Source organism: Streptomyces sp. NPDC001530 (assembly GCF_042894545.1).
Classification (GTDB): domain Bacteria; phylum Actinomycetota; class Actinomycetes; order Streptomycetales; family Streptomycetaceae; genus Streptomyces.
In genome coordinates, this window is record NZ_JBIAVS010000014.1 from 132,752 (window position 1) to 153,018 (window position 20,267).

The window sequence follows — 20,267 nt, forward strand, 5'->3', positions numbered from 1 at the left end:
GTTCCAGCGGTTCCAGCGGTTCCAGTATTCTCCGACGCCGGGTGGCGGCCGGTGCCGCCGCGCTCGCGGCGGTCGTCGCGCTCTCCGCGTGCGGTGCCAAGACCGACGCGGGCGGTACGTCCGACAAGGCCGCGCAGGCGGACGTGAGCGGCGACACCGTCAAGGTCGGCCTGCTCAACTCGCTGTCCGGCACGATGGCGATCAGCGAGGTGACCGTACGCGACTCGCTGAAACTGGCGATCGACGAGATCAACGCCTCCGGCGGAGTGCTCGGCAAGAAGATCAAGCCGATCAGCGAGGACGGCGCCTCCGACTGGCCGACCTTCGCGGAGAAGGCCCAGAAGCTCATCAAGGAGGACCGGGTCGCGGCCACCTTCGGCTGCTGGACCTCCGCGAGCCGCAAGGCCGTCAAGCCGGTCTTCGAGAAGAACAAGTCGCTGCTCTTCTACCCCGTGCAGTACGAGGGCCTCGAGGAGTCCCCGTACATCTTCTACACGGGCGCGACCACCAACCAGCAGATCGTCCCGGCCCTCGACTACCTCAAGTCCCAAGGCAAGAAGAAGATCTATCTGGTCGGCAGCGACTACGTCTTCCCGCGCACCGCCAACAAGGAGATCAAGGCGTACGCGAAGGCCAACGGCATGACGGTGCTCGGCGAGGACTACGCGCCGCTGGGCTCCACGGAGTTCAGCACGATCGCGAACAAGGTGAAGGCGTCGAAGGCGGACGCGGTCTTCAACACCCTCAACGGCGACTCGAACGTGGCCTTCTTCAAGGAGTACAAATCCGCGGGCCTGACCGCCAAGAGCATGCCGGTGGTCTCGGTGTCGATCGCCGAGGAGGAGGTCAAGTCGATCGGATCGCAGTACCTGGCGGGCCAGTTGACGGCCTGGAACTACTACCAGACCACCGCGGGCGCCGCGAACACCAAGTTCGTGAAGGCGTACAAGGCCAAGTACGGCCAGGACAAGCCGACCAGTGACCCGATGGAGGCCGCGTACACCTCGGTCTACCTGTGGAAGGCCATGGTCGAGAAGGCGAAGTCCTTCGACCCGGAGAAGGTGAAGGCGGCCTCAGACGGCATCACCTTCGACGCCCCCGAGGGCAAGGTCACCGTCGACGGTGCGAGCCAGCACATCTACAAGACCGCCCGTATCGGCAAGATCGGTTCCGACGGACTGATCAAGCAGGTCTGGGACTCCGGCAAGCCGATCAAGCCGGACCCCTACCTCAAGGGCTACGACTGGGCCTCCGGCCTCTCCTGATCACCCGTCGCGCGGGGGCCTTCGTGAAGCGGGCCCCCGCGTCCCGCCTCCCCGGAGCCGCCGCATGACCGTGATCCTCGGGCAGATGTTCACCGGTGTCAGTATCGGTGCCGTTCTGCTGCTCATCGCGCTCGGCCTGTCGCTCACCTTCGGCCAGATGAATGTCATCAACATGGCCCACGGTGAGTTCATCATGGCCGGCGCCTACACCACATACGTACTTCAGAAGTCCATTTCCAGCGCAGGAATTTCACTGCTCGTCGCGCTGCCCGTCGCTTTTCTCGTGTCGGGTGCTCTCGGCGCGCTGCTGGAATGGCTGCTGATTCGCCGCCTTTACCTCCGTCCCCTCGACACCCTTCTCGTCACGTGGGGCGTCTCACTGATGCTCCAGCAGCTCGCCCGTGACATCTTCGGCGCGCCGAATGTGCAGACCCGCGCGCCCGATGTGCTCACCGGGAACATCACCGTCATCGGCGGCGACGACCCGCTCACGTTCGCCAACAGCCGTCTGTTCATCCTGGGGCTGGCGATCGCGGCGGTCGTGGCGCTGTCGCTCACGCTGCGGCTGACACCGCTCGGGCGGCGCATCCGCGCCGTCGTGCAGAACCGGGACTTGGCCGAGGTGTCCGGCATTTCCACCGGCCGGGTCGACCGCACCGCTTTCTTCATCGGCTCCGGGCTCGCCGGAGTCGCCGGGGTCGCGCTGACGCTGGTCGGTCCGATCGGGCCCACGATGGGCACCAACGTCATCATCGACGCCTTCCTGGTGATCGTGGTCGGCGGCATCGGACAGCTCAAGGGCAGCGTGATCGTCGCCTTCGTGCTGGGCGTGCTGCAGTCCGTCCTGGAGTACTCCACCACCGTCAGCGTCGCGAAGGTGCTGGTCCTCGTGGCCATCGTCGCGTTCCTCCAGTGGCGGCCCCAGGGGCTGTACACGCTGCGTACCAGGAGCCTCGTATGACCACCACCACTCCTGACGCCGCCAAGTCGAGGCAACTCACCGGCTTCCAGGGCCGGTTCACCGCCGTGCGTCCGGCCGCCGGCTTCGTCGCCGCCGCCCTGGTGCTCTTCGCCGTCGCCCCGCTCGCGCTCTCCGACTTCCGGCTCGGGCTGCTCGCCAAGTACCTGTGCACGGCCATGGTCGCGGTCGGCATCTGTCTGGCCTGGGGCCGCGGCGGACTGCTGACGCTCGGGCAGGGCGTGTTCTTCGGGCTCGGCGGTTACGCCATGGCGATGCACCTGAAGATCGCGGACGCCGGGCCCGGCAACCTGCCCGACTTCATGCAGCTGTACGGCACGGCGACCGAACTGCCGTGGTGGTGGCGGCCGTTCGCGAACCCGGTCTTCGCGCTGGCGGCGACCGTACTGCTGCCGATGGCCGTCGCGGCGATCCTAGGGTCGTTCATCTTCCGGCGCCGGGTCAGGGGGGCGTACTTCGCGATCCTCAGCCAGGCGCTCGCCGCGGCCTTCGCGATCTGGCTGATCGGCCAGCAGGCCACGACCGGCGGCACCAACGGACTCACCGATATCCAGGGCTTCTTCGGCTACGACCTCGACGACCCGGTCAACCAGCGGATGGTGTACTTCATCATCGCCGCGGTCCTGCTCCTGCTGATCGCCCTGGCCCGTCAGCTCATCCACAGCCGGTACGGCGAACTCCTCGTCGCCGTACGGGACTCGGAGGAGCGGGTGCGTTTCCTCGGGTACAACCCGGCGAACGTGAAGCTTGTCGCGTACGTCGTGGCGGCGGGCATGGCCGGGCTCGCGGGCGCGCTGTTCGTGCCCGCGGTCGGCATCATCTCCCCCGCCCTGATCGGCATCGTGCCGTCCATCGAGCTCGTCATCGGCGCCGCGGTCGGCGGCCGGGCGAGCCTGGTGGGCGCGGTGCTCGGCGCGATCGGCGTCGCCTGGACCAAGACGGCGCTGTCGGAGGAGTTCCCCGCGGCCTGGACGTACTTCCAGGGGCTGCTGTTCATCGTGGCCCTGGCGTTCCTGCCGGGCGGTCTCGCCTCGCTGGTGGGGATCGTACGGCGGCGCAGGTCGAACCGAGCACTCGCTGGAGACGCGGCATGACTGAGCTTTCGGGTACCGAGCTTTCGGGTCTTGAGATACGGCAACTGCGGGTGTCCTTCGACGGTTTCACGGCCGTCGACGGGGTGGACCTCGACGTCCGGCCGGGCGATCTGCGGTTCCTCATCGGGCCGAACGGCGCGGGCAAGACGACCCTGGTGGACGCGGTCACCGGTCTGGTGAAGGCGGAGGGATCGGTGCGCTTCGGGGGCGAGGACATTCTCGGCCGCAGTGTGCACCGGATCGCCCGCTCCGGGATCGGCCGGACCTTCCAGACGGCCACCGTATTCGAGGAGTTGACGGTCCTTCAGAATCTGGACATCGCGGCGGGCGCGGGCCGGGGCGCGCTGACGATGCTGCGCCGCCGCAAGGGCGTGCCGGAGTCCGTCGCGCGCGCCCTGGAGACGGTGGGGCTCACGGACCTCGCCGACAGCCCGGCCGGGACGCTCGCGCACGGCCAGAAGCAGTGGCTGGAGATCGGCATGCTGCTGGTGCAGGACGTACGGCTGCTGCTGCTCGACGAGCCGGTCGCGGGCATGAGCCACGACGAACGGCAGGCCACCGGCGAGCTGTTGGAGCTCATCAGCCAGGAGCGGACGGTGGTCGTCATCGAGCACGACATGGACTTCATGCGCTCGTTCGCGCGCAGCGTCAGCGTGCTGCACGCGGGCAAGGTGCTGAGCGAGGGGACGGTGGCCGAGGTGCAGGCGGATCCGAAGGTGCAGGAGGTGTACCTCGGGCACAGGGCCTCCGAGGACATAGGCGAGACCTCGGCCTCCGAGAACGCACGCGATACGGCGGCCTCCGAGAACGCACGCGATACGGCGGCCTCCGAGGACGTACACGACACCGCGGCCCCGGCGGCCGTGCAGGAGGCGTGAGGCAGTCATGATGCTGGAGATCCAGGACGTCCGGGTCGGCTACCACCGCAGCACCGTCCTGCACGGAGTCTCGGTCGAGGTGCCGAGGGACGGCGTCGCGGCAGTGCTCGGGCACAACGGCGCCGGGAAGAGCACCCTGCTGCGGGCGGCCGTCGGACTGCTCACCCCGCAGAGCGGCGCCGTCCGCCTCGACGGCGAGGACATCACCCGCCGCAAGCCCCACGAGCGGGTGGCGCGCGGCATGGCCTACGTGCCGCAGGGCCAGCAGGCCTTCCCGCACCTCACCACCGCCGAGAACCTCCAACTGGTCGCGGACGGGCGGCGGCGCGGCAAGGAGGCGATCGCCGAGGCGCTGGACCTGTTCCCCGCGCTGCGCGCGCTGTCGGGCCGCCGCGCGGGTCTGCTCTCCGGCGGCCAGCGTCAGCAACTCGCCGTCGCCCGCGCCTTGGTGACGGATCCTCGGATCCTCCTCCTCGACGAGCCCACCGAGGGCATCCAGCCCTCGGTGGTGGCCGAGATCGAGGAGACGATCCTGGCGCTCGCCGGCCGCGGCGGGCTCTCCGTGCTCCTGGTCGAGCAGCACGTCGGCTTCGCGATGCGGGCATCGCAGCGGTACTACGTCCTGGAGGCGGGCCGGGTCACCTCCTCCGGAGAGGGCGGGCAGGGCGCCGAGCGGACGGTACGGGAGGCGCTCAGCGTGTGACTCAGTCGCGTACGAGCGCGGCCCGGGTCCGTTCGAGGTAGGCGCGCTCCGCCGCGCTCTCGGTGAGCGCGATGGCCGCCTCGTACGCCTGCACGGCCTCGGTGCGGCGGTCGAGACGGCGCAGCAGATCCGCGCGTACGGCGTGGAAGGCGTGGTAGCCGTCGAGGTCGAGCGCGTCCACGAGGGCGAGGGCCGGCTCCGGCCCTTCGACCTCGGCCACCGCGACGGCCCGGTTGAGGGCGACGACCGGGCTCGGCGCGAGCGCCATGAGCTGGTCGTACAGCTGGAGGATCTGGCACCAGTCCGTGGCGGACGCGGTTGGGGCGTCGCTGTGTACGGCGTTGATCGCGGCCTGGATCTGGTACGGGCCCGGCCGGTTCAGGCGCAGGCAGCGGCGTACGAGGGACTGGCCCTCGGCGATCAGGGCGCGGTCCCACAGAGAACGGTCCTGGTCGGCGAGGAGGACCAAGTCGCCGTCGGGTGTCGTGCGGGCGGGCCGGCGGGCCTCGATGAGGAGCATCAGCGCGAGCAGGCCGAGGGCCTCGGGCTCGTCGGGCATGAGGTCGGCCAGCAGGCGGCCGAGGCGCAGGGCCTCGGCGCAGAGGTCCGCGCGGCCGCCGTATCCCTCGTTGAAGATGAGGTAGACGACCGCCAGCACTCCCCTGACGCGGTCCGGGAGGTCGGCGTCGCGCGGGATGCGGTAGGGGATGCGGGCGTCGCGGATCTTGGCCTTGGCCCTGACCAGGCGCTGGGCCATGGTGGGCTCGGGCACGAGGAAGGCGCGGGCGATCTGCGGGGTGGTCAGGCCGCCGAGGAGGCGCAGGGTGAGGGCGACCTGGGCCTGGGTGGCAAGCGCGGGGTGGCAGCAGGTGAAGATCAGGCGGAGCCGGTCGTCGCGCACGGGGCCCTCCTCGGGCGGTTCGTCCGGTGCGTACAGCTGGGCCGCCTCGGCGTGCCGGGCCGCTCGCGTGGACTCGCGGCGCAGCCGGTCGATGGCCCGGTTGCGGGCGGTGGTGATGATCCATCCGGCCGGGCTCGGCGGTATGCCCGTCTCGGCCCACTTCTGCACCGCCGTGGTGAACGCGTCCTGCACCGCTTCCTCGGCCAGGTCGATATCGCCGAGGAAGCGGATGAGGACGGCGACCGCGCGGCCGTATTCGGCACGGAAGACGGCCTCGATCTCCGCGGCGGTGGCGGCCATCAGTCCTCGGCTTCGTGCATGAACGGCCGCACCTCGATGGGGAGGGTCGTCGCCAGGGTCGCCTTGCGGCCCCAGTCGAGCGCCGCGTCGAGGTCGGGGGCCTTGATGAGGCAGATCCCGCCCAGATACTCCTTGCTCTCGGTGTACGGGCCGTCGGTGACCAGGACGTCCCCGCCCTTGGCCCGCAGCACGGTGGCCGTCTCCGGCCCGTGCAGTCCCCCGGCGAACACCCAGGCACCGGCCTCGCGCAGCTCCGCGTGGAAGACGTCGAGGTTGTGCATGATCTCTTCCAGGACCTCGGGCGGGGGCGGGTCGCCCTGCGGCTGCATCACGCTCAAGAGGTAGTACTTCATGATGTGTCCTCTCTGGGGGACTCTCGCTCTGGGTGGTCTTTCACCGACTACAGGGTGGTCTTCACTGACTACAGGGTGGTCTTCACTGACTACTGGGTGGTCTCTCACTGACTACACGAACGGGAGACCGCCGGATCGACACACACCACGACGACAGCGGGAGATCTTTTCGATGACCACCCCACCGCACCCGCTCGTCACCCGGGCCGAGCGGCTGGCGTCCGAGGTGCTGGCGCCCCAGGCGGAGCGCGTGGACCAGGAGGGCGTGCCGGCGAGCAGCATCGAGGCGGTCAAGCGGTCGGGGCTCCTCGGGGTGAACGCGCCCGTGGAGTACGGAGGATCGGCGGCGCCCGCGGCGGTGGCCCGGGAGATCGCCGAGATCCTGGCCGGGGCGTGCTGCTCGACGTGGTTCGTGCAGACCCAGCACCACACACCGGTGATGACCCTGGCCAAGAGTGAACTCCCGGTGAGGGAACGGCTGTTGGGCCCGCTCGCGCAGGGGGAGCTGCTGTCCGGGGTCGCGTACGCCCAACTGCGGGCCCATCCCCGTGTCCCGGTCCGTGTCACCCGGGAGCGCGGCGGCTGGCGCTTCGAGGGGACGGTGCCCTGGTACACGGGCTGGGGGCTCAACGACGTGATGCTGCTCGCGGGGGTGACGGACGCGGACGAGGCACTGTTCGCGTTCACCGAGGCGCGCGAGCAGCCCGGCCTGCGCCCCTCCCCTCCGATGCGGCTCGCCGCGCTCACCGCTGCGCGGACGGTCTCGCTGGAGCTGGACGGCCTGTGGCTGCCCGACGACGCGGTGGCCCTGCGCACCCCGTACGAGACCTGGGCGGCCACCGATCGCCCGAAGAACACCAACGCCTCACCGGCCGTCTTCGGCATCACCGCGGCGGCGGTCGACCTGCTGGACTCGCCGGACGGCGATCCTGCCGCGAAGGAGACCGCGCGTGCGCTGCGCGCCCGCCTCGATGAGGTGCGGCGGCGGGCGTACGAGCTGGCCGATCACCCGGTGCCGACCGAGCGGATCGAGGAGCGGCTGGCGGCCAAGATGCGAGCGTACGACGTGATGCGCGCGGCCACGACCGCGGCGGTCGTGGCCGGGGGCGGCCGAGCCATGGACCTGGGCAGTCCGGCCCAACGGCTGGCGCGGGAAGGGATGTTCCTGCTGGTGCAGGGGCAGACGGCCGAGGTGCGCGGGGCGCACCTCGGATCACTGTCGGTCGCTGGCTAGCTCGCGAAAGGCACCTGCGCCGCGGGGGCGGCGGGCTGGGCGAACGGGTGCTGCCACAGGCCCTGAGCGGCCAGTCGTGGCAACGCGCCCTCGCCGAACCAGTAGGCCTCCTCCAGGTGCCCTCGTCGTGGCTGCCGACGAGGGCCGTGCCCGCGCAGCCACGGACCAGGCCGATCCCGGCCCAGAGATTGGGGTGGATCTCCAGCCCGGTGGGGGTGCCCCCGCTCGATCGGAGTGGAGAGGCGAGGGTCCCATCGGCGGGCGGCGGACGGCGGACGGCGGACGGCGGGCGGATTTTACCCGGAGTAAAGATTTCGCTCGCGCGTACGGCCGTACTCGTGGGCGTCCGAACCACCCGTACCGGATCCACCCGCACCGGATCCACCACGCGGCTCAACAGAGCGTCCGGCTCTGGGCTGCCGCCCCGCCCAGGAGGCTCAATGCGCATTGCACGGAACATGGGAACCCTCTTCGTGGCCGGTGCGTTGACCATGACCCTCGCCGCGCTCGCCTACCCCGCCGTGCTCGGATTGCAGAACACGTCCAGCTCCCCGAGCCGCGTGATCGCCACCACCGCGTCGGGCCCGCTGACCGAGGCCGACCGCGACTTCGTCGTCAAGGTGCGGGCGGCCGGGCTGTGGGAATTCCCCTCCGGGCAATTGGCCCTGCAGAAGGGCACCACCCCGGCGGTCAGGACCGCCGGTCAACACCTCGTCAAGGGGCATGCGGCGCTGGATGCCACCTGCCGCAAGGTCGCCACTCAACTCGGCATCACACTGCCCAACAAGCCGTCTCCGCAACAGCAGGGTTTCGTGGCGACGTTGAGCGGGGACAGCGGCAAGCAGTTCGACAGCGACCTCGCCAACATCCTGCGAGTGACCCACGGGCAGATCTTCCCGGTCATCGCGAAGATCCGGGCCACGACCGAGAACACGCTGGTACGTCAACTCGCCGACCAGGCCAACGACACGGTGCTGGACCACATCACGGTGATGGAGAAGACCGGGCTGGTCAACTTCGATCAGGTGCTGTTCCAGGAGACCTCCAACCCGAAGCTTCCCGCTCACGACCTCACGCCTCCGCCGCCCCAGCCGGGCGAGCCGACCGTGGTGCTCACTCCGCCCGCGGACGGTTCCTCGCCGTCCGCGACACCCACACCAACGGTGGGGTGAGCAGCCACCGGCCCTTCGAGTGAGCAGCCACAGCGCCTCGGTGAGCGGCCGCCCGCACATCGAGCGAGCGGCCGCCGACACATCGACTGAGCCGCCGCCGTCGCACCCCGCGCGCCGGCGGCTTGCCCTCACTCGGCTTGCCCACCCCCGGCTCCAGCGGTGTACCGCGCCAGTTCCCACGGGTCGTGCGCGCTGAAGACGTCGACCTCGTCGCCGTGCAGACGTACCAGTTCGCGCAGCCGGGCATGGTTGCCGAGCCGCAGCGGCCGGTCCACCTCGGTGAGTTGCTGGAGGATGTCCATGCCGGGGTGGCCCTGGGGGTGGTCGGGGTCGATTTCGCGGTGGAAGTAGTAGGCGTCGCCGCAGTGCAGGAGCCGGCGGCCGCTGTCCTCGACGGCTATGGCGCTGTGCCCGCGGGTGTGGCCGCCGAGCGGGACGAGCAGGATCTCCGCGTCCAGGCCCTCCAGCGGGCGGACCGCGTCGAACCCGAACCAGGGGTCGCCCTGTGGCTGCGCGTACGTGACCCAGTGCGGCCGGTGCGCCCACTGGGCCGGACGGTAGCGCAGACGGTCCTCAGGGTGGGCGCCGGGTGCCGCCATCGCCGCGCGGTGCTCCGCCTCGCTCAGATGCACCTTGGCCCAGGGGAAGTCGGCCAGGCCTCCCGCATGGTCGAGGTCGAGATGGCTGAGCACGATGTGCCGGACGTCCTCGGGCCGGAATCCGAGTCGGGTGACCTGGTGCAGCGCGGTCTCCCCCAGGTCGAGGACGGGCTGGGCCCGGCCGAGGAACTCCGCGCCGAGGCTCTCCTCCGGCCGCGCCACATCGGCCGTACCGATGCCGCTCTCGACCAGGACGAGTCCGTCGCGGTCGGTCTCGACGAGCAGGCAGTGACAGACCGCGGGCAGGCTCCCCTCCTCGGTGTCGATCGTCCGCAGGGAACCGCAGTTCAGGTGGTGGATCTTCACGATGAGTCCCTTCGCGCGCCCTTGGATGCCGCCGCCCTGGCACCGGCACGGCATCGCACTGAAGCCCGCCTTTAGGTAACGAACGATCGTTAGCTAATGGCGAACGGTCGTGAGGTTAAAGTGGTGTCATGAGCCCGCGCAAGTCCGTTGCCGAAACCGCCGCCACCCGCGACCGGATCATCGAGAGCGCCCTCGCGCTGGCCTCCGCCGAGGGCCTCGAAGGCCTCACCATCGGCCGTCTCGCGACCGATCTGGCGATGAGCAAGGCTGGCGTGATCGGCCACTTCGGGAGCAAGGAAGCACTGCAACTCGCCGTTCTGGACGCGGCGGTCGGGCGGTTCCGGCTGCGGGTGCCGGCCCGCGCGCTGGGCGCCAGGCCCGGTAGCGAGCGGCTGGCGCGCGCCTTCGACGAGTGGATCGACTACATGTCCGAGAAAGAGGGCCACGGGGGCTGCTTCCTCACCTCGGTGGCGAGCGAGTTCGACGGCCGCCCCGGCCCGGTCCGCGACGCGGTACTGGAGGCGCTCGCCGCATGGTCGGCGTACGTGGCGTCGGAGCTGAAGACCGCGGTCGAGAACCGCGAACTCCCCGAGCGCACCGACGTGGATCAGCTCGTCTTCGAGCTCAACGGCGTAGCCCTGGCGGCCAATCAGTCCATCCAGCTGCACCGCGATCCGCAGGCGCCCACGCGGGCCCGGCGCGCCATCGCCCGCCTGCTCATCGCTCCATGAGGCGACCTTGTCGCCTCGCGAGGCTGTCTCATCGGCCCCATGGAGCGGCGGAGCCCGTCACTCACGCCTCCACGACCCCGCCGGCTCTACACATAAAGAAGAAATAAGCGCAGAATGGATGTACGCGGCGCTCACCGTATACCGCACCTGTCGCGGTCGGGCCGCAGAGATCGAAAGAGCTCGAAGGAGACGAGTCATGGCTGACGTCTCGCACCCCAGGGGTGACATCACCAGCCACCCTGATGTATCCGAAATGCGGGCTCGGTATGACCGCATGCTCGGTGGTCGCGATGTGGCGCTCGTGGACGGGCCGGTGTTCCTGCTCGGTCTGTACTGCGCCGTGTCCCCGTGGATACTCCACTACACGACAAGCCAGCCCGCCCTGGCGACGCACAACCTGATCATGGGTATCGCGATCGGCCTGCTGGCCCTCGGATTCACCGTCACGCCGGAGAGGATGTACGGCCTGAGCTGGGCCATCTGCGCGATGGGCACATGGCTGATCATCGCACCGTGGATCGTCGGCACCAGCCCGGACGCCGGAGTCGTGATCAACAACATCATCATGGGCGCACTGGCCGTTGTGCTGGGGGCCTTGTGCGCGCTCACGGCGGCGAGGGTCACTTCCCGGGCGTAGCCCCGGCAGCACAGAACGAAGCGGAGGAACGCGGAAGGGAGAAGGGGAAGGAAGAAGCGGAGGGAATCCGCAGGCCGGCCCGCCGAGCGCGGGCCGGCTCCTTGATGCCGGCCGGCCCCGCTGCCCATCGCGGCTTTCTCAGCGGCTCATCGAGGCCGATTCAGGGACTCATCCCCGCCGGCCCAACGGCTCATCTCCGCCGACCCAACGGCTCATCCCCGCCGGTTCAGCGGCCCGGCACCAGCCACGGCTCCTGCGGCAGCGGACTGCCGGTCTCGAGCACGGACTTCAGGTTGGACAGCACCGCCGGCCAGCCGGAGCTGACGTCGCTCAGCGCGCCCTCGTCGGCCAGGTCCTCGTGTGTCACCGTCAGCCGGACGATGTCGGCGTGCGGCTGGATGTCGTAAGTGACGCGGGAGTACTTGTCCTCCTGCCCCTCGTCCTCGGGCGAGGCCCACGTGGTGACGAGGCGGGTCGGCCGCTCGCTCTCCACGACGGTACCGACCACGTCGGCGATGCCCGAGCCGTCCGTGCGCCGGTGTTCCCAACGGGAGCCCGGCTGCCAGTCCGAGACATTGCCGTGGCCCCAGTACGCGGCGGTCAGGTCGGCGTCGGTGAGCGCGTCCCAGACCTTCTCGGGCGTGCTCTGGATGTAGATGACGTAGACGAAGTTCGGCTTGTCGGTCATGGTTTCCTCGGCTCGTTGCTTCACGGCGCTCAGCGCGCGCAGGCGTGGGCGCTCGAACTTGTCGATCCACCGTTCCTGGACCTCGTGGAGTGGCACGGGATTGAGGTAGTGCAGCTTCTCCCGCCCCCGCCGCACCGTGCTGACGAGATTGGCGGCCTCCAGCAAGGCCAAGTGCTGCGTCACCGACTGACGTGTCATGTCGATGCGCTCGCACAGCTCCCCCAGCGTCTGACCGCTGTGCTCGTGCAGCCGGTCGAGAAGCTGCCGTCGGGTCCCGTCAGCCAGCGCCTTGAAGACCTGGTCCATGGCGGAGTCACTCTCTGATCGCACACTCAACGTTATGCAGGCAATTACTTGCATGTCAAGCTCGGAGGGAGTGAAGGCAGGGGCCGGCGCCGATTTCTCAGGATTCACAGGACACCGGGCGCGGCGAGGCCAGCCTCACCGCACGCCACGTCGTCTGCCGCCCGCCTAGAGCGAGCCCGTCGCCTCCAGGCGTGCCGGAACGTGCTTGTGCCAGGGGGTTCCGGCCAGCCAGTCGCGGTGGTGGAGGGAGGTGAGGTCATTGGGGGCGACGCCCACCCTGCCGTGGTCGGGGTGGTCGACTCCCAGGCCGTTGGGCAGGGAGATGTGCCCTTCGCGCATCATGTCGGTCACCTCGACGACCACGTCGGCGCTGCCGCGTTCGGTGTGCAGGCGGGCCGTGGAGCCGGTGGCCAGGCCGAGGCGGTCGGCGTCGGCCGGGCTGACGCGCAGGGCGCCTTCGGCGTCGCGGCGGCGCCAGGCCGGATCGCGGTAGATGGTGTTGGCGGTGAAGGAGCGGCGCTCGCCCGCCGAGAGGACCAGCGGATACTCGTCTGTCGTGAGGGGATTTGCAGGGTCGCCCAACTCCCTCAGTTCCTCGATCAGTTCGGGGACCTCCACCGTGAAGCGGCGGTCGGGGCGGCGCACGTAGTTCCATACGTCGTCCCAGTCGTCGACGGTGAAGGTGACCCCGGAGGGCGTCGCCACGATCGCGTCGAAGAGGGCGTCCCCGTCGGCGAACCCGGCGCGGCGCACGGCGTCCGGGTACGTCATCGCGCACAGCTGGGCCAGTCCCCAGACCGGAGCCGTGGCGCGGTGCCCCTCCGGGAGTGCGGTGCCGAGCGTCTCGTACAGGAGGTACGGGGCGAGGCCGAGCAGCGTCGGGTCCTCGCCGAGGGCGGCGAAGAAGGCCTGGCCGAAGGCGGTGCGCGAGGTGTGGGCAGCCTTGGTGAGGGCGGTCAGGAGCTCCTCGTCGGCGGCGCCCAGGCGGCGCAGCAGGCGGGCGTAGATCTCGGGTTCCGGAAGGGTGCCGGGCAGCGGGTCGAGGACGGGCGGCCGGAGCTGGAAGGCGTTGTGCGGGAACTCGGTGTTGAAGAAGGTCGCCTCCCACTTCTCGAACTGGCTGGCCGCGGGCAGGACGTAGTCCGCACGGCGGGCGGTCTCGGTGAGCGCCACATCGACGACGACCACCAGGTCGAGCGCGTCCAGCGCCTCGGCGAAGGCGCGTGAATCGGCGAGCGAGTGGGCCGGGTTGGCGCTCTCGATCCACATCGCCCGGAACCGGTCGGGATGATCGGTGAGGATCTCCTCGGCGATGGAGTTGCACGGCACCAGACCCGAGATGATCTTCGCTCCGGTGACCGGGGTGCGCCGCCCCCGGCCGGACTTCCCACTGCCGCCGGCGAGCGCGGCGAAGGCGGAGTGCAGGAACATCGTGCCGGGCCGCCCGAAGTTCCCGGTCAGGATCCACAGCAGCTTGTTCAGATACGACACCAGGGTGCTGTGCGGCGCCTGCTGCACGCCCAGATCCTCGTACGTCGTGACGCTCGCGGCGGTCCCGATGCGGCGCGCCGCGGACCGCAGCAGTTCCTCGTTCACTCCGCAGCGGGCCGCGTACTCCGTGACCGGCACGTCGGCCAGCACGTCGAGCACCGGACCGGTCCCCGTGGTGTGCTCCTCGATGAACTCGGCGTCGTACAGGCCCTCTTGGACGATGACGGCGAGCAGGGCGGCCAGACACCACACGTCCGTGCCCGGGCGTACCTGGAGGTGGTAGTCGGCGAGCGCGGCGGTCTCGCTGCGCCGCGGGTCGAGGACGATCATCGAGCGGTCGGGGTCCTTGGCGAGGGCGCGCAGGGTCGGCCGGGCCCGCGGGAAGCTGTGCGACTGCCAGGGGTTCTTGCCGAGGAAGACGACGACTTCGGCGTGCTCGAAGTCGCCTTTCGTGTGGCCGCCGTACAGCTTCGCGTCGACCCACATCTCGCCGGTCTTCTCCTGGGCGAGCGCGTTGGAGAAGTAGGGGCTGCCGAGGGCCGCTTGGAGCGCCTTGGTGTGCAGACCGCCGAGGTGATTGCCCTGGCCCCCGGCGCCGTAGAAGAAGATCTTCTCGCCGCCGTGCTCGTCGCGCAGGGCCGTCAGTCGCTCGGCGATCTCGCAGAGCGCGGTGTCCCAGTCGATCTCCTCGTACGTCCCGTCGGCGCGGCGGCGCAGTGGGGAGGTGAGCCGGTGGCGGCCGTTTTGGTAGTGGTCGAGGCGCAGGGCCTTCTCGCAGGTGTAGCCGGCCGAGGCGGGGTGCTGCTTGTCGCCGCGGATACGGGCCAACCGCCGTCCGTCCAGCTGTACTTCGATGCCGCAGTTGCACTCGCAGAGGATGCACGCGGAGGTCTGCCAGGTCTCTTGTCCGGTGTCGGCCACGCCCATCGGCTCCTCACGCCCAGCGGGTTCCAGTGAGTCCTGCGTCTGTGTCCTGCTGTTCCGAGTCCTGCTGCCCCGTGGAACAACTTACTGGACGGTAGCGCTGTCAGTCCTATAGAGCAACCCACTTGCGGAGCCTGGATATTCGCTCGCCAGGAGCGACCGTGGCCGATCACACTGGCGCCGTGAGTCGAACCGTGAGCGCATGGGTGACCTCGGGCGAGGACTTCCTCGGTGTGGCCGGCCCCTTCCCTGTCGACATCCCGTGGTGGTCCGAGGTGGAGCCGGTCATCGCGCGGCTGGAGGCGCTGCTCGGCGTACCCGTACTGGTCCTGCGTCTCGTGGATATCGACGGCGGTGCGGGCGGACGGGACGGTCATGTGACGTACCACGTCGAGGCGTTGGAGCGTCCGGCGCCCAGCACACTCGACCAACGCCCCGTCGATGTGGGCCTGTTGACCGGCCACGAGGTGTTCCGCTCACCGTGGGCGCGGGCGGACGGCCTGCGCGAACTCCTCGACTGGGCGACCGTCACGCTGGCCTCGGCGGGGCGGCCGGTGACCGGCCCGGTCGAGCAGCGCCGTACCTGGAACCTGGCCGGGCTCTTCCGCCTGCCCACCGCGCGGGGCACCGTCTGGCTCAAGACGACCCCGCACTTCGCGGCCGACGAGTCCACGGTCGTCGGCGCGTTCGCGCAGGTCGCCCCGGGCCTGGTCGCGACGCTCCTCGGCTGCGGCGAGCATCGCATGCTGATGGAGCACATCCCCGGCGAGGACTGCTGGCAGGCGTCGTCCGACACGGTCAGCGCCGTCGTGGGGCGCTTTGTGGCGGCGCAGGTGGCGCTCGCGGCGCGAGAGTCGGGGCGTCCGCCCGGCATCCGGGACTGGCGGGCGCCCGTCCTCACCGGGCAGCTGCGCGAGCTGCTCGACGGACCGGTCGCGCGGGAGCTGAGCGGTCAAGAGCTCGCCTTCGCAAGGGAGTTGATGGACCGCTGGGACCTCCTCGCCGAGTGCGGGCTGCCCGACACGCTCGTGCACGGCGACTTCCATCCCGGCAACTGGCGCAGTGACGGCGGTCCGCCCGTGATCGTGGACTTCGCCGACGCCCACTGGGGCAACCCGGTGCTGGACGGACTGCGCGCCCAGGACTTCCTTCCCGAGTCGCGCCGCGCGCAGGCCGCCCGCGCCTGGATCGACGCGTGGCAGGCACGGGTCCCCACGGCCGACCCGGCGCGCGCCCTCGCCCTCGCCGAACCGCTCGCCCATCTCACGTACGCGCTCCGCTATCAGGAGTTCCTCGATGGCATCGAGCCCTCGGAACGGCCGTACCACCAAGGAGATCCGGCGGATGAGATCCGCGCGGCGGTGCGGTGCGCCGCAAGGCCGAGCCCGTACCTCGCGGGAGCCCCTTTGCCGCCACCTGTTCCGCACGGCAGGATCAACTGATGGACAACCGAGCGACGTTCGACTTCCCCAGGCCGCTGCACATCGAAGGGCTGGGGCTGCAGCTGCGCGAGTGGACCGCCGACGACGTGGCGGACCTCGTGGCGCTCTACGACGATCCCGAGATCGACCGGTGGACGCCGGTCCCGTCGCCGTTCGACGCCGAGGCCGCGCGGGCGTACCTCGCCGCCGCCGAGCAGCAAGCCGCCGAGGGGCGGACGGTGCAGCTGGCCATCACCACGGACGGCGGGCCTCCGCAGGGTGAGATCCTGCTGTTCCGCAGCGCGACGGACGAGCGGGACCTCGAACTCGCCTACGGCGTGGGACCCGCCTACCGGGGCCGGGGGCTCGCGACCCGCGCGGTCCGGCTCGTGGTGCGCTTCGCGCGTCGTCGTGTCGGAGGGCGGCGTGTGGTGCTGTGCATCGAGGAGGGGAACGGGGCGAGCGAGGCGGTCGCCAAGGCGGCCGGGTTCGCGCTGACCGACGACGAGCCGATCGTTCGGACGGCGAAAGGCCGGGAGGTCGTCCTGCGGACCTGGAGCCACCTCGACGGCGAGGACGTGCTGAGCGAAGGGCAGAGCGACGGCGTGCTCGGCGAAGGGCGCCGCCGATGACGCGGCGCTCGACCGCCCACGCGGAGGTACTGCTCATCGGCGGGCGCGCGGGCGTCGGCAAGTCCACAGTCGGGTGGGAGGTTTCGGCCCGGCTGCGGGCCGCGGAGGTCCCCCACGCGGTGATCGAGGGCGACTTCATGGGACAGGTGCACCCGGCGCCGGAGGGCGACCCGCACCGCGCCGCGGTCACCGAGCGGAATCTCCGCGCGGTGTGGGGGAACTTCGCCGAGCTGGGCTACCGGCGGCTCGTCTACACCAACACGCTGAGTGTGCTGGCCGAGTCGGCGGGCCTGTTCGAGCGGGCGATGGGAGCGGACACACGCCTCGTACGCGTGCTGCTGACCGCCACCGACGAGACCACGGCCCGGCGGCTCGAGGGGCGGGAAATCGGCTCCGAGTTGGAGCGGGAACTGAAGAACAGCGCCGACAAGGCACGGCTGTTGGACGAGCGGGCGCCCGCGGACACCGTGCGGGTGGCGACCGACGACCGCGCGGTGATCGACATCGCGCGCGAGGTCGTGGCCGCCACCGGGTGGATGCGCTCCGGTCTCTGAAAGGGGCGGGCGCCCGTGCGTCACGTCCCCGCGGGCTCCGCGTCCGGCGTCGGCGCGGTCAGGTACTCCTCGGTGATCTCCTTCGGTCCGAAGGGCCACACCTTCTCCAAGCGGGCCCAGACGACGTAGGCGATACAGCCGAGGGCGAGCCAGGCCAGGGACCATTCGATGGGGTGGCGGCCCGGGGAGTTCTTGTCCGCGTATCCGTAGATGGTGAGCCAGCCCGCGAGGGCGAGGAAGCTCGGCACGGGATAGAGCCACATCTTGTACGGGCGGCGCAGTTGCGGTTGCCGCTTGCGCAGCACCGAGAGGGCGACCACCTGGGCCAGCGCCTGGACGATCACCATGACGGTGGTGAGCAGCTGGATGAGCGTGGCCAGGTCGGTGTGGCGGCCGATGAGGAACCCGATCGCCGTGATGACGCCCATGGTCGCGAGGCCCAGCATCGGGAAGCGGTGCTTGGGGTGCAGTTTGGCGTACGGGCGGAAGAAGACCCGGTCCCGGGCGGCGTCGTACGGCACCCGGGAGCCGCCAAGCAGGCCGGTGAAGACCGAGGCGAACGCGGTGATGAGGATGAGGACCGTGACCGTGTCGGCGGCGCCCTTGCCCCAGGTCTTCTCCAGGACGGCGGAGGCCACGGACGTGGCGGCGATGTCACCGGGGTCGGTCATCCGGTGCCAGTCGATGACACCGAGCGTGCCGATCTGCAGCAGCAGATAGATCGCCATGATGCCGAGGATGGAGAAGACGATGGAACGGGGCAGGGTGCGGCCCGGGTCCTTGATCTCGGCGCCCATGTACGCGGTGGTGTTGTAGCCGAGGTAGTCGTAGATGCCGATGGTCAGGCCCGCGGCGAAACCGACCCAGAAGTGACTGCTGCTCAGCTCGAAGGCGTGCGCCGGGTAGGTGAAGGCCAGGTGCGCGCTGAAGTCAGTGGCCGCGGCGAGGATCACCAGGACCACTGAGGTGATCATGACCGCCCACATCACGGCGGTGATCCGCGCGATGTGCTCGATGCCGCGCCACAGCAGGATCACCACGAGGGCGACGATGCCGAGCCCGATGAGGTCCCCGGTGGTCTTGCCCATGTCGGGGGCCAGATAGCCCAGGTACTGGACGAAGCCGACCACGCCGGTGGACATGATGAGCGGGATGAAGAGCATGGCCGTCCACACGAACAGGAACGGCATCAGGCGCCCGGTGCGGTACTGGAAGGCCTGGCGCAGATAGACGTAACTGCCGCCGGAGCCGGGCATCGCCGCGCCCATCTCGGCCCAGACGAGCCCGTCCGCGAGGGCCAGCAGCGCGCCGGCGACGAAGCCGATGACGGCCTGCGGGCCGCCGAACGCCGCGACCATCAGCGGGATCGTCACGAACGGCCCGATGCCGCACATCTGGCTCATGTTGATGGCGGTGGCCTGGAACAGGCCGACGCGGCGGACGAAACCGCCGTTGGGCGGCGGGCTACCTGACATGGGTCCTCCTGAAGCAAGACGCGGGGAGAGGTACGAGGTGACGACCGACCTCAGTGGCGGCCGACGGAACAAGGGCGGCGGGTGACCGGCCGACGCTGGGCTCCCCTTGGCTCGCCCGGCGAGGCTGACTTGGGCGATAAAGTTAAGGAGCCTTACTAGATGCGTCAAGAGGGTGTCCCCCATGCGTGAGAATGGTGCGATGCCCGCCAGCGACGCCGCAGAGCAGCCGCAACAGCCCTGGAACCGCCAGCGGCTGCGCAGCACCAACGAGCGGCTGCTCCTCGACCGGCTGCGCACCGCGGGCGCCGCCTCGCGTGCCCAGCTCGCCCGTGAGACGGGGCTGTCCAAGCCGACGGTCTCCAGCGCGCTCGCGGCCCTGGAGGAGGCCGGACTGGTCCACGAGGTCGGCACCCACGCCCCGGAGCGCGGCCGGGTCGCGGTCCTGTACGCCCCTGACCCCGCGGCCGGTTACGCCCTCGGCATCGACATCGGCCGCAGCTGGCTGCGCGTCGCGGTCGCCGATCTGGACGGCGCCGTGGTCGCGCGGGCCGACGTACGCAACCGGGCCCGCACCTCCGGCGCCATGGCCGACCTGGTGGTCGCAACGGCCCACCAGGTCGTCGCCAACTCCGGTGTCGGCGCGGACGAGGTGGCCCACGCCGTGGTGGGCACGCCGGGCGTGTACGACGAGAAGCGGCGCCGGGTGCGCTACGCGATGCATCTGCCCGGGTGGGGGCGCGCGGGCCTGTTCGACCGGATGCGCGAGGAGCTGGGCATCCCGCTGGAGGTGCACAACGACGCCAACCTCGCGGCGCTCGGCGAGTACACCTACGGCGTCGGCGCGGGCAGCCGTCTGTTCACGTACATCATGATCGGCACCGGTCTCGGCATGGGCGTCGTCAGCGAGGGGCGGCTGTTCACCGGGGCGCACGGCGGGGCCGGGGAGATCGGGTTCCTGCCGTGGCCGGGGCAGCAGAAGCCGGAGACGCTGGAGGACGCGGTGTCGGGTGTGGCCGTCGTCGAGGCGGCGCGGCACTTCGGCATGACCGGGCAGCTCACCGCGAAGGCCGTCTTCGACGCGGCGCGCGAGGGACATCCCGCCGCGGTCCAGGCGGTGCGACTGGAGGGCGAGCGGATCGCGCACACGGTGGCGGCGGCGGCCGCGGTGCTCGACCCGGATCTGGTGGTCCTCGGTGGGGGCGTGGGCCACAGCGTCGATCTGCTGCTGCCTCCGGTGCGCGAGACGCTGCGCACCCTCACGCCGCTGCGCCCGAAGATCGTGCCCAGCCGACTGGGTGAGGACGCGGTGCTGCTCGGTGCGGTGGCGACGGCGCTGGGGACGGCGCGTGATGTGGTGTTCGAGCGCCGGTCTGCCTCCTGAGCGGCACGCGCCCCTGCGAGCGGAGCGCACCTGTCCGAGCGGACCGCGCTGCCCTGCGGTGATTGACATGGCTTACTCAGCCGCCTAGCTTGTGGGCGAGTTAGTAAAGTTTCCTAACTTACATGTCGAAGCTTGCCACCTTGCAGTGCCGAAGCGCGGATGCTCCCCCACCCCCCAAGGAGA

19 protein-coding genes and 1 pseudogene are annotated in these 20,267 nt (G+C 70.3%); 13 read left to right on the forward strand and 7 right to left on the reverse strand.

What is annotated here, in order from left to right; translation table 11 throughout:
• Positions 1-41: 41 nt before the first annotated feature.
• The 5 genes from urtA (at position 42) to urtE (ending at position 4,919) form a co-directional block, all read left to right on the forward strand.
• The gene (gene urtA / locus ACFY0T_RS28460) at positions 42-1,265 is read left to right on the forward strand and encodes an urea ABC transporter substrate-binding protein (protein ID WP_388876336.1); all 1,224 of its coding nucleotides are present in this window, start codon (positions 42-44) and stop codon (positions 1,263-1,265) included.
• Positions 1,266-1,329: 64 nt separating this feature from the next.
• Positions 1,330-2,226 (forward strand): urea ABC transporter permease subunit UrtB, encoded by an 897-nt coding sequence (gene urtB, locus ACFY0T_RS28465; protein ID WP_388876339.1) that lies wholly within the window; start codon positions 1,330-1,332, stop codon positions 2,224-2,226.
• Positions 2,223-3,338: an urea ABC transporter permease subunit UrtC gene (gene urtC, locus ACFY0T_RS28470; RefSeq protein ID WP_388876343.1), complete on the forward strand. Its 1,116-nt coding sequence runs from the start codon at positions 2,223-2,225 to the stop codon at positions 3,336-3,338. The genes urtB and urtC overlap by 4 nt, the downstream gene beginning before the upstream one ends.
• Positions 3,335-4,216: an urea ABC transporter ATP-binding protein UrtD gene (urtD, locus tag ACFY0T_RS28475; protein ID WP_388876346.1), complete on the forward strand. Its 882-nt coding sequence runs from the start codon at positions 3,335-3,337 to the stop codon at positions 4,214-4,216. Before urtC ends, urtD begins: the two co-directional genes overlap by 4 nt.
• Before the next feature lie 10 nt (positions 4,217-4,226).
• The gene (gene urtE, locus ACFY0T_RS28480; protein ID WP_388876816.1) at positions 4,227-4,919 is read left to right on the forward strand and encodes an urea ABC transporter ATP-binding subunit UrtE; all 693 of its coding nucleotides are present in this window, start codon (positions 4,227-4,229) and stop codon (positions 4,917-4,919) included.
• Position 4,920: 1 nt separating this feature from the next.
• Here urtE and ACFY0T_RS28485 read toward each other — a convergent pair whose 3' ends face one another.
• A complete protein-coding gene (locus ACFY0T_RS28485; RefSeq protein WP_388876348.1) occupies positions 4,921-6,120 on the reverse strand; it encodes an RNA polymerase sigma factor in 1,200 nt (399 codons plus the stop codon).
• The gene (locus tag ACFY0T_RS28490; protein WP_388876351.1) at positions 6,120-6,473 is read right to left on the reverse strand and encodes a YciI family protein; all 354 of its coding nucleotides are present in this window, start codon (positions 6,471-6,473) and stop codon (positions 6,120-6,122) included. Before ACFY0T_RS28490 ends, ACFY0T_RS28485 begins: the two co-directional genes overlap by 1 nt.
• Positions 6,474-6,645: 172 nt before the next feature.
• Between ACFY0T_RS28490 and ACFY0T_RS28495 the strand changes: the two genes are divergently transcribed.
• Positions 6,646-7,707, forward strand: a complete 1,062-nt coding sequence (locus tag ACFY0T_RS28495) for an acyl-CoA dehydrogenase family protein (protein WP_388876354.1) — start codon at positions 6,646-6,648, stop codon at positions 7,705-7,707.
• On the opposite strand, the pseudogene ACFY0T_RS28500 reads toward ACFY0T_RS28495, so the two are convergent.
• Positions 7,704-7,930, reverse strand: a pseudogene (locus ACFY0T_RS28500) (alkanesulfonate monooxygenase); the annotation flags it as partial. The gene ACFY0T_RS28495 and the pseudogene ACFY0T_RS28500 sit on opposite strands and share 4 nt — an antisense overlap.
• A 217-nt stretch (positions 7,931-8,147) precedes the next feature.
• On the opposite strand from ACFY0T_RS28500, the gene ACFY0T_RS28505 reads away from it, so the two are divergent.
• On the forward strand, positions 8,148-8,879 hold the full coding sequence (locus ACFY0T_RS28505) for a DUF4142 domain-containing protein (RefSeq protein ID WP_388876357.1): 732 nt from the start codon (positions 8,148-8,150) through the stop codon (positions 8,877-8,879).
• A 128-nt stretch (positions 8,880-9,007) separates the two neighbouring features.
• On the opposite strand, the gene ACFY0T_RS28510 is transcribed toward ACFY0T_RS28505, so the two are convergent.
• A complete protein-coding gene (locus ACFY0T_RS28510; RefSeq protein ID WP_388876360.1) occupies positions 9,008-9,844 on the reverse strand; it encodes an MBL fold metallo-hydrolase in 837 nt (278 codons plus the stop codon).
• 128 nt (positions 9,845-9,972) lie between these two features.
• Here ACFY0T_RS28510 and ACFY0T_RS28515 point away from each other — a divergent pair, with 128 nt between their 5' ends.
• Together ACFY0T_RS28515 and ACFY0T_RS28520 are read left to right on the forward strand one after the other, a co-directional pair.
• Positions 9,973-10,575, forward strand: coding sequence for a TetR/AcrR family transcriptional regulator (locus ACFY0T_RS28515; RefSeq protein ID WP_388876363.1), 603 nt, complete (start codon positions 9,973-9,975; stop codon positions 10,573-10,575).
• A 196-nt stretch (positions 10,576-10,771) separates the two neighbouring features.
• The gene (locus ACFY0T_RS28520; protein ID WP_388876366.1) at positions 10,772-11,212 is read left to right on the forward strand and encodes an SPW repeat protein; all 441 of its coding nucleotides are present in this window, start codon (positions 10,772-10,774) and stop codon (positions 11,210-11,212) included.
• Between the two features lie 226 nt (positions 11,213-11,438).
• On the opposite strand, the gene ACFY0T_RS28525 is transcribed toward ACFY0T_RS28520, so the two are convergent.
• The gene (locus ACFY0T_RS28525; RefSeq protein WP_388876818.1) at positions 11,439-12,206 is read right to left on the reverse strand and encodes an ArsR/SmtB family transcription factor; all 768 of its coding nucleotides are present in this window, start codon (positions 12,204-12,206) and stop codon (positions 11,439-11,441) included.
• A 165-nt stretch (positions 12,207-12,371) separates the two neighbouring features.
• Positions 12,372-14,618, reverse strand: coding sequence for a molybdopterin-dependent oxidoreductase (locus tag ACFY0T_RS28530; RefSeq protein ID WP_388876368.1), 2,247 nt, complete (start codon positions 14,616-14,618; stop codon positions 12,372-12,374).
• Between the two features lie 185 nt (positions 14,619-14,803).
• Between ACFY0T_RS28530 and ACFY0T_RS28535 the strand changes: the two genes are divergently transcribed.
• The 3 genes from ACFY0T_RS28535 to ACFY0T_RS28545 are packed head-to-tail and all read left to right on the forward strand — an operon-like array spanning position 14,804 to position 17,228.
• A complete protein-coding gene (locus tag ACFY0T_RS28535) occupies positions 14,804-16,063 on the forward strand; it encodes an aminoglycoside phosphotransferase family protein (protein WP_388876371.1) in 1,260 nt (419 codons plus the stop codon).
• Positions 16,063-16,674, forward strand: coding sequence for a GNAT family N-acetyltransferase (locus ACFY0T_RS28540; protein ID WP_388876374.1), 612 nt, complete (start codon positions 16,063-16,065; stop codon positions 16,672-16,674). Before ACFY0T_RS28535 ends, ACFY0T_RS28540 begins: the two co-directional genes overlap by 1 nt.
• Entirely contained in the window at positions 16,671-17,228 is a 558-nt protein-coding gene (locus ACFY0T_RS28545; RefSeq protein WP_388876377.1) for a hypothetical protein, read from the forward strand. Before ACFY0T_RS28540 ends, ACFY0T_RS28545 begins: the two co-directional genes overlap by 4 nt.
• Positions 17,229-17,248: 20 nt before the next feature.
• Here the strand turns inward: ACFY0T_RS28545 and ACFY0T_RS28550 are convergent, their stop codons facing one another.
• Positions 17,249-18,703: an APC family permease gene (locus tag ACFY0T_RS28550; RefSeq protein ID WP_388876380.1), complete on the reverse strand. Its 1,455-nt coding sequence runs from the start codon at positions 18,701-18,703 to the stop codon at positions 17,249-17,251.
• Between the two features lie 199 nt (positions 18,704-18,902).
• On the opposite strand from ACFY0T_RS28550, the gene ACFY0T_RS28555 reads away from it, so the two are divergent.
• On the forward strand, positions 18,903-20,084 hold the full coding sequence (locus tag ACFY0T_RS28555) for an ROK family protein (RefSeq protein ID WP_388876821.1): 1,182 nt from the start codon (positions 18,903-18,905) through the stop codon (positions 20,082-20,084).
• Positions 20,085-20,267 lie beyond the last annotated feature (183 nt).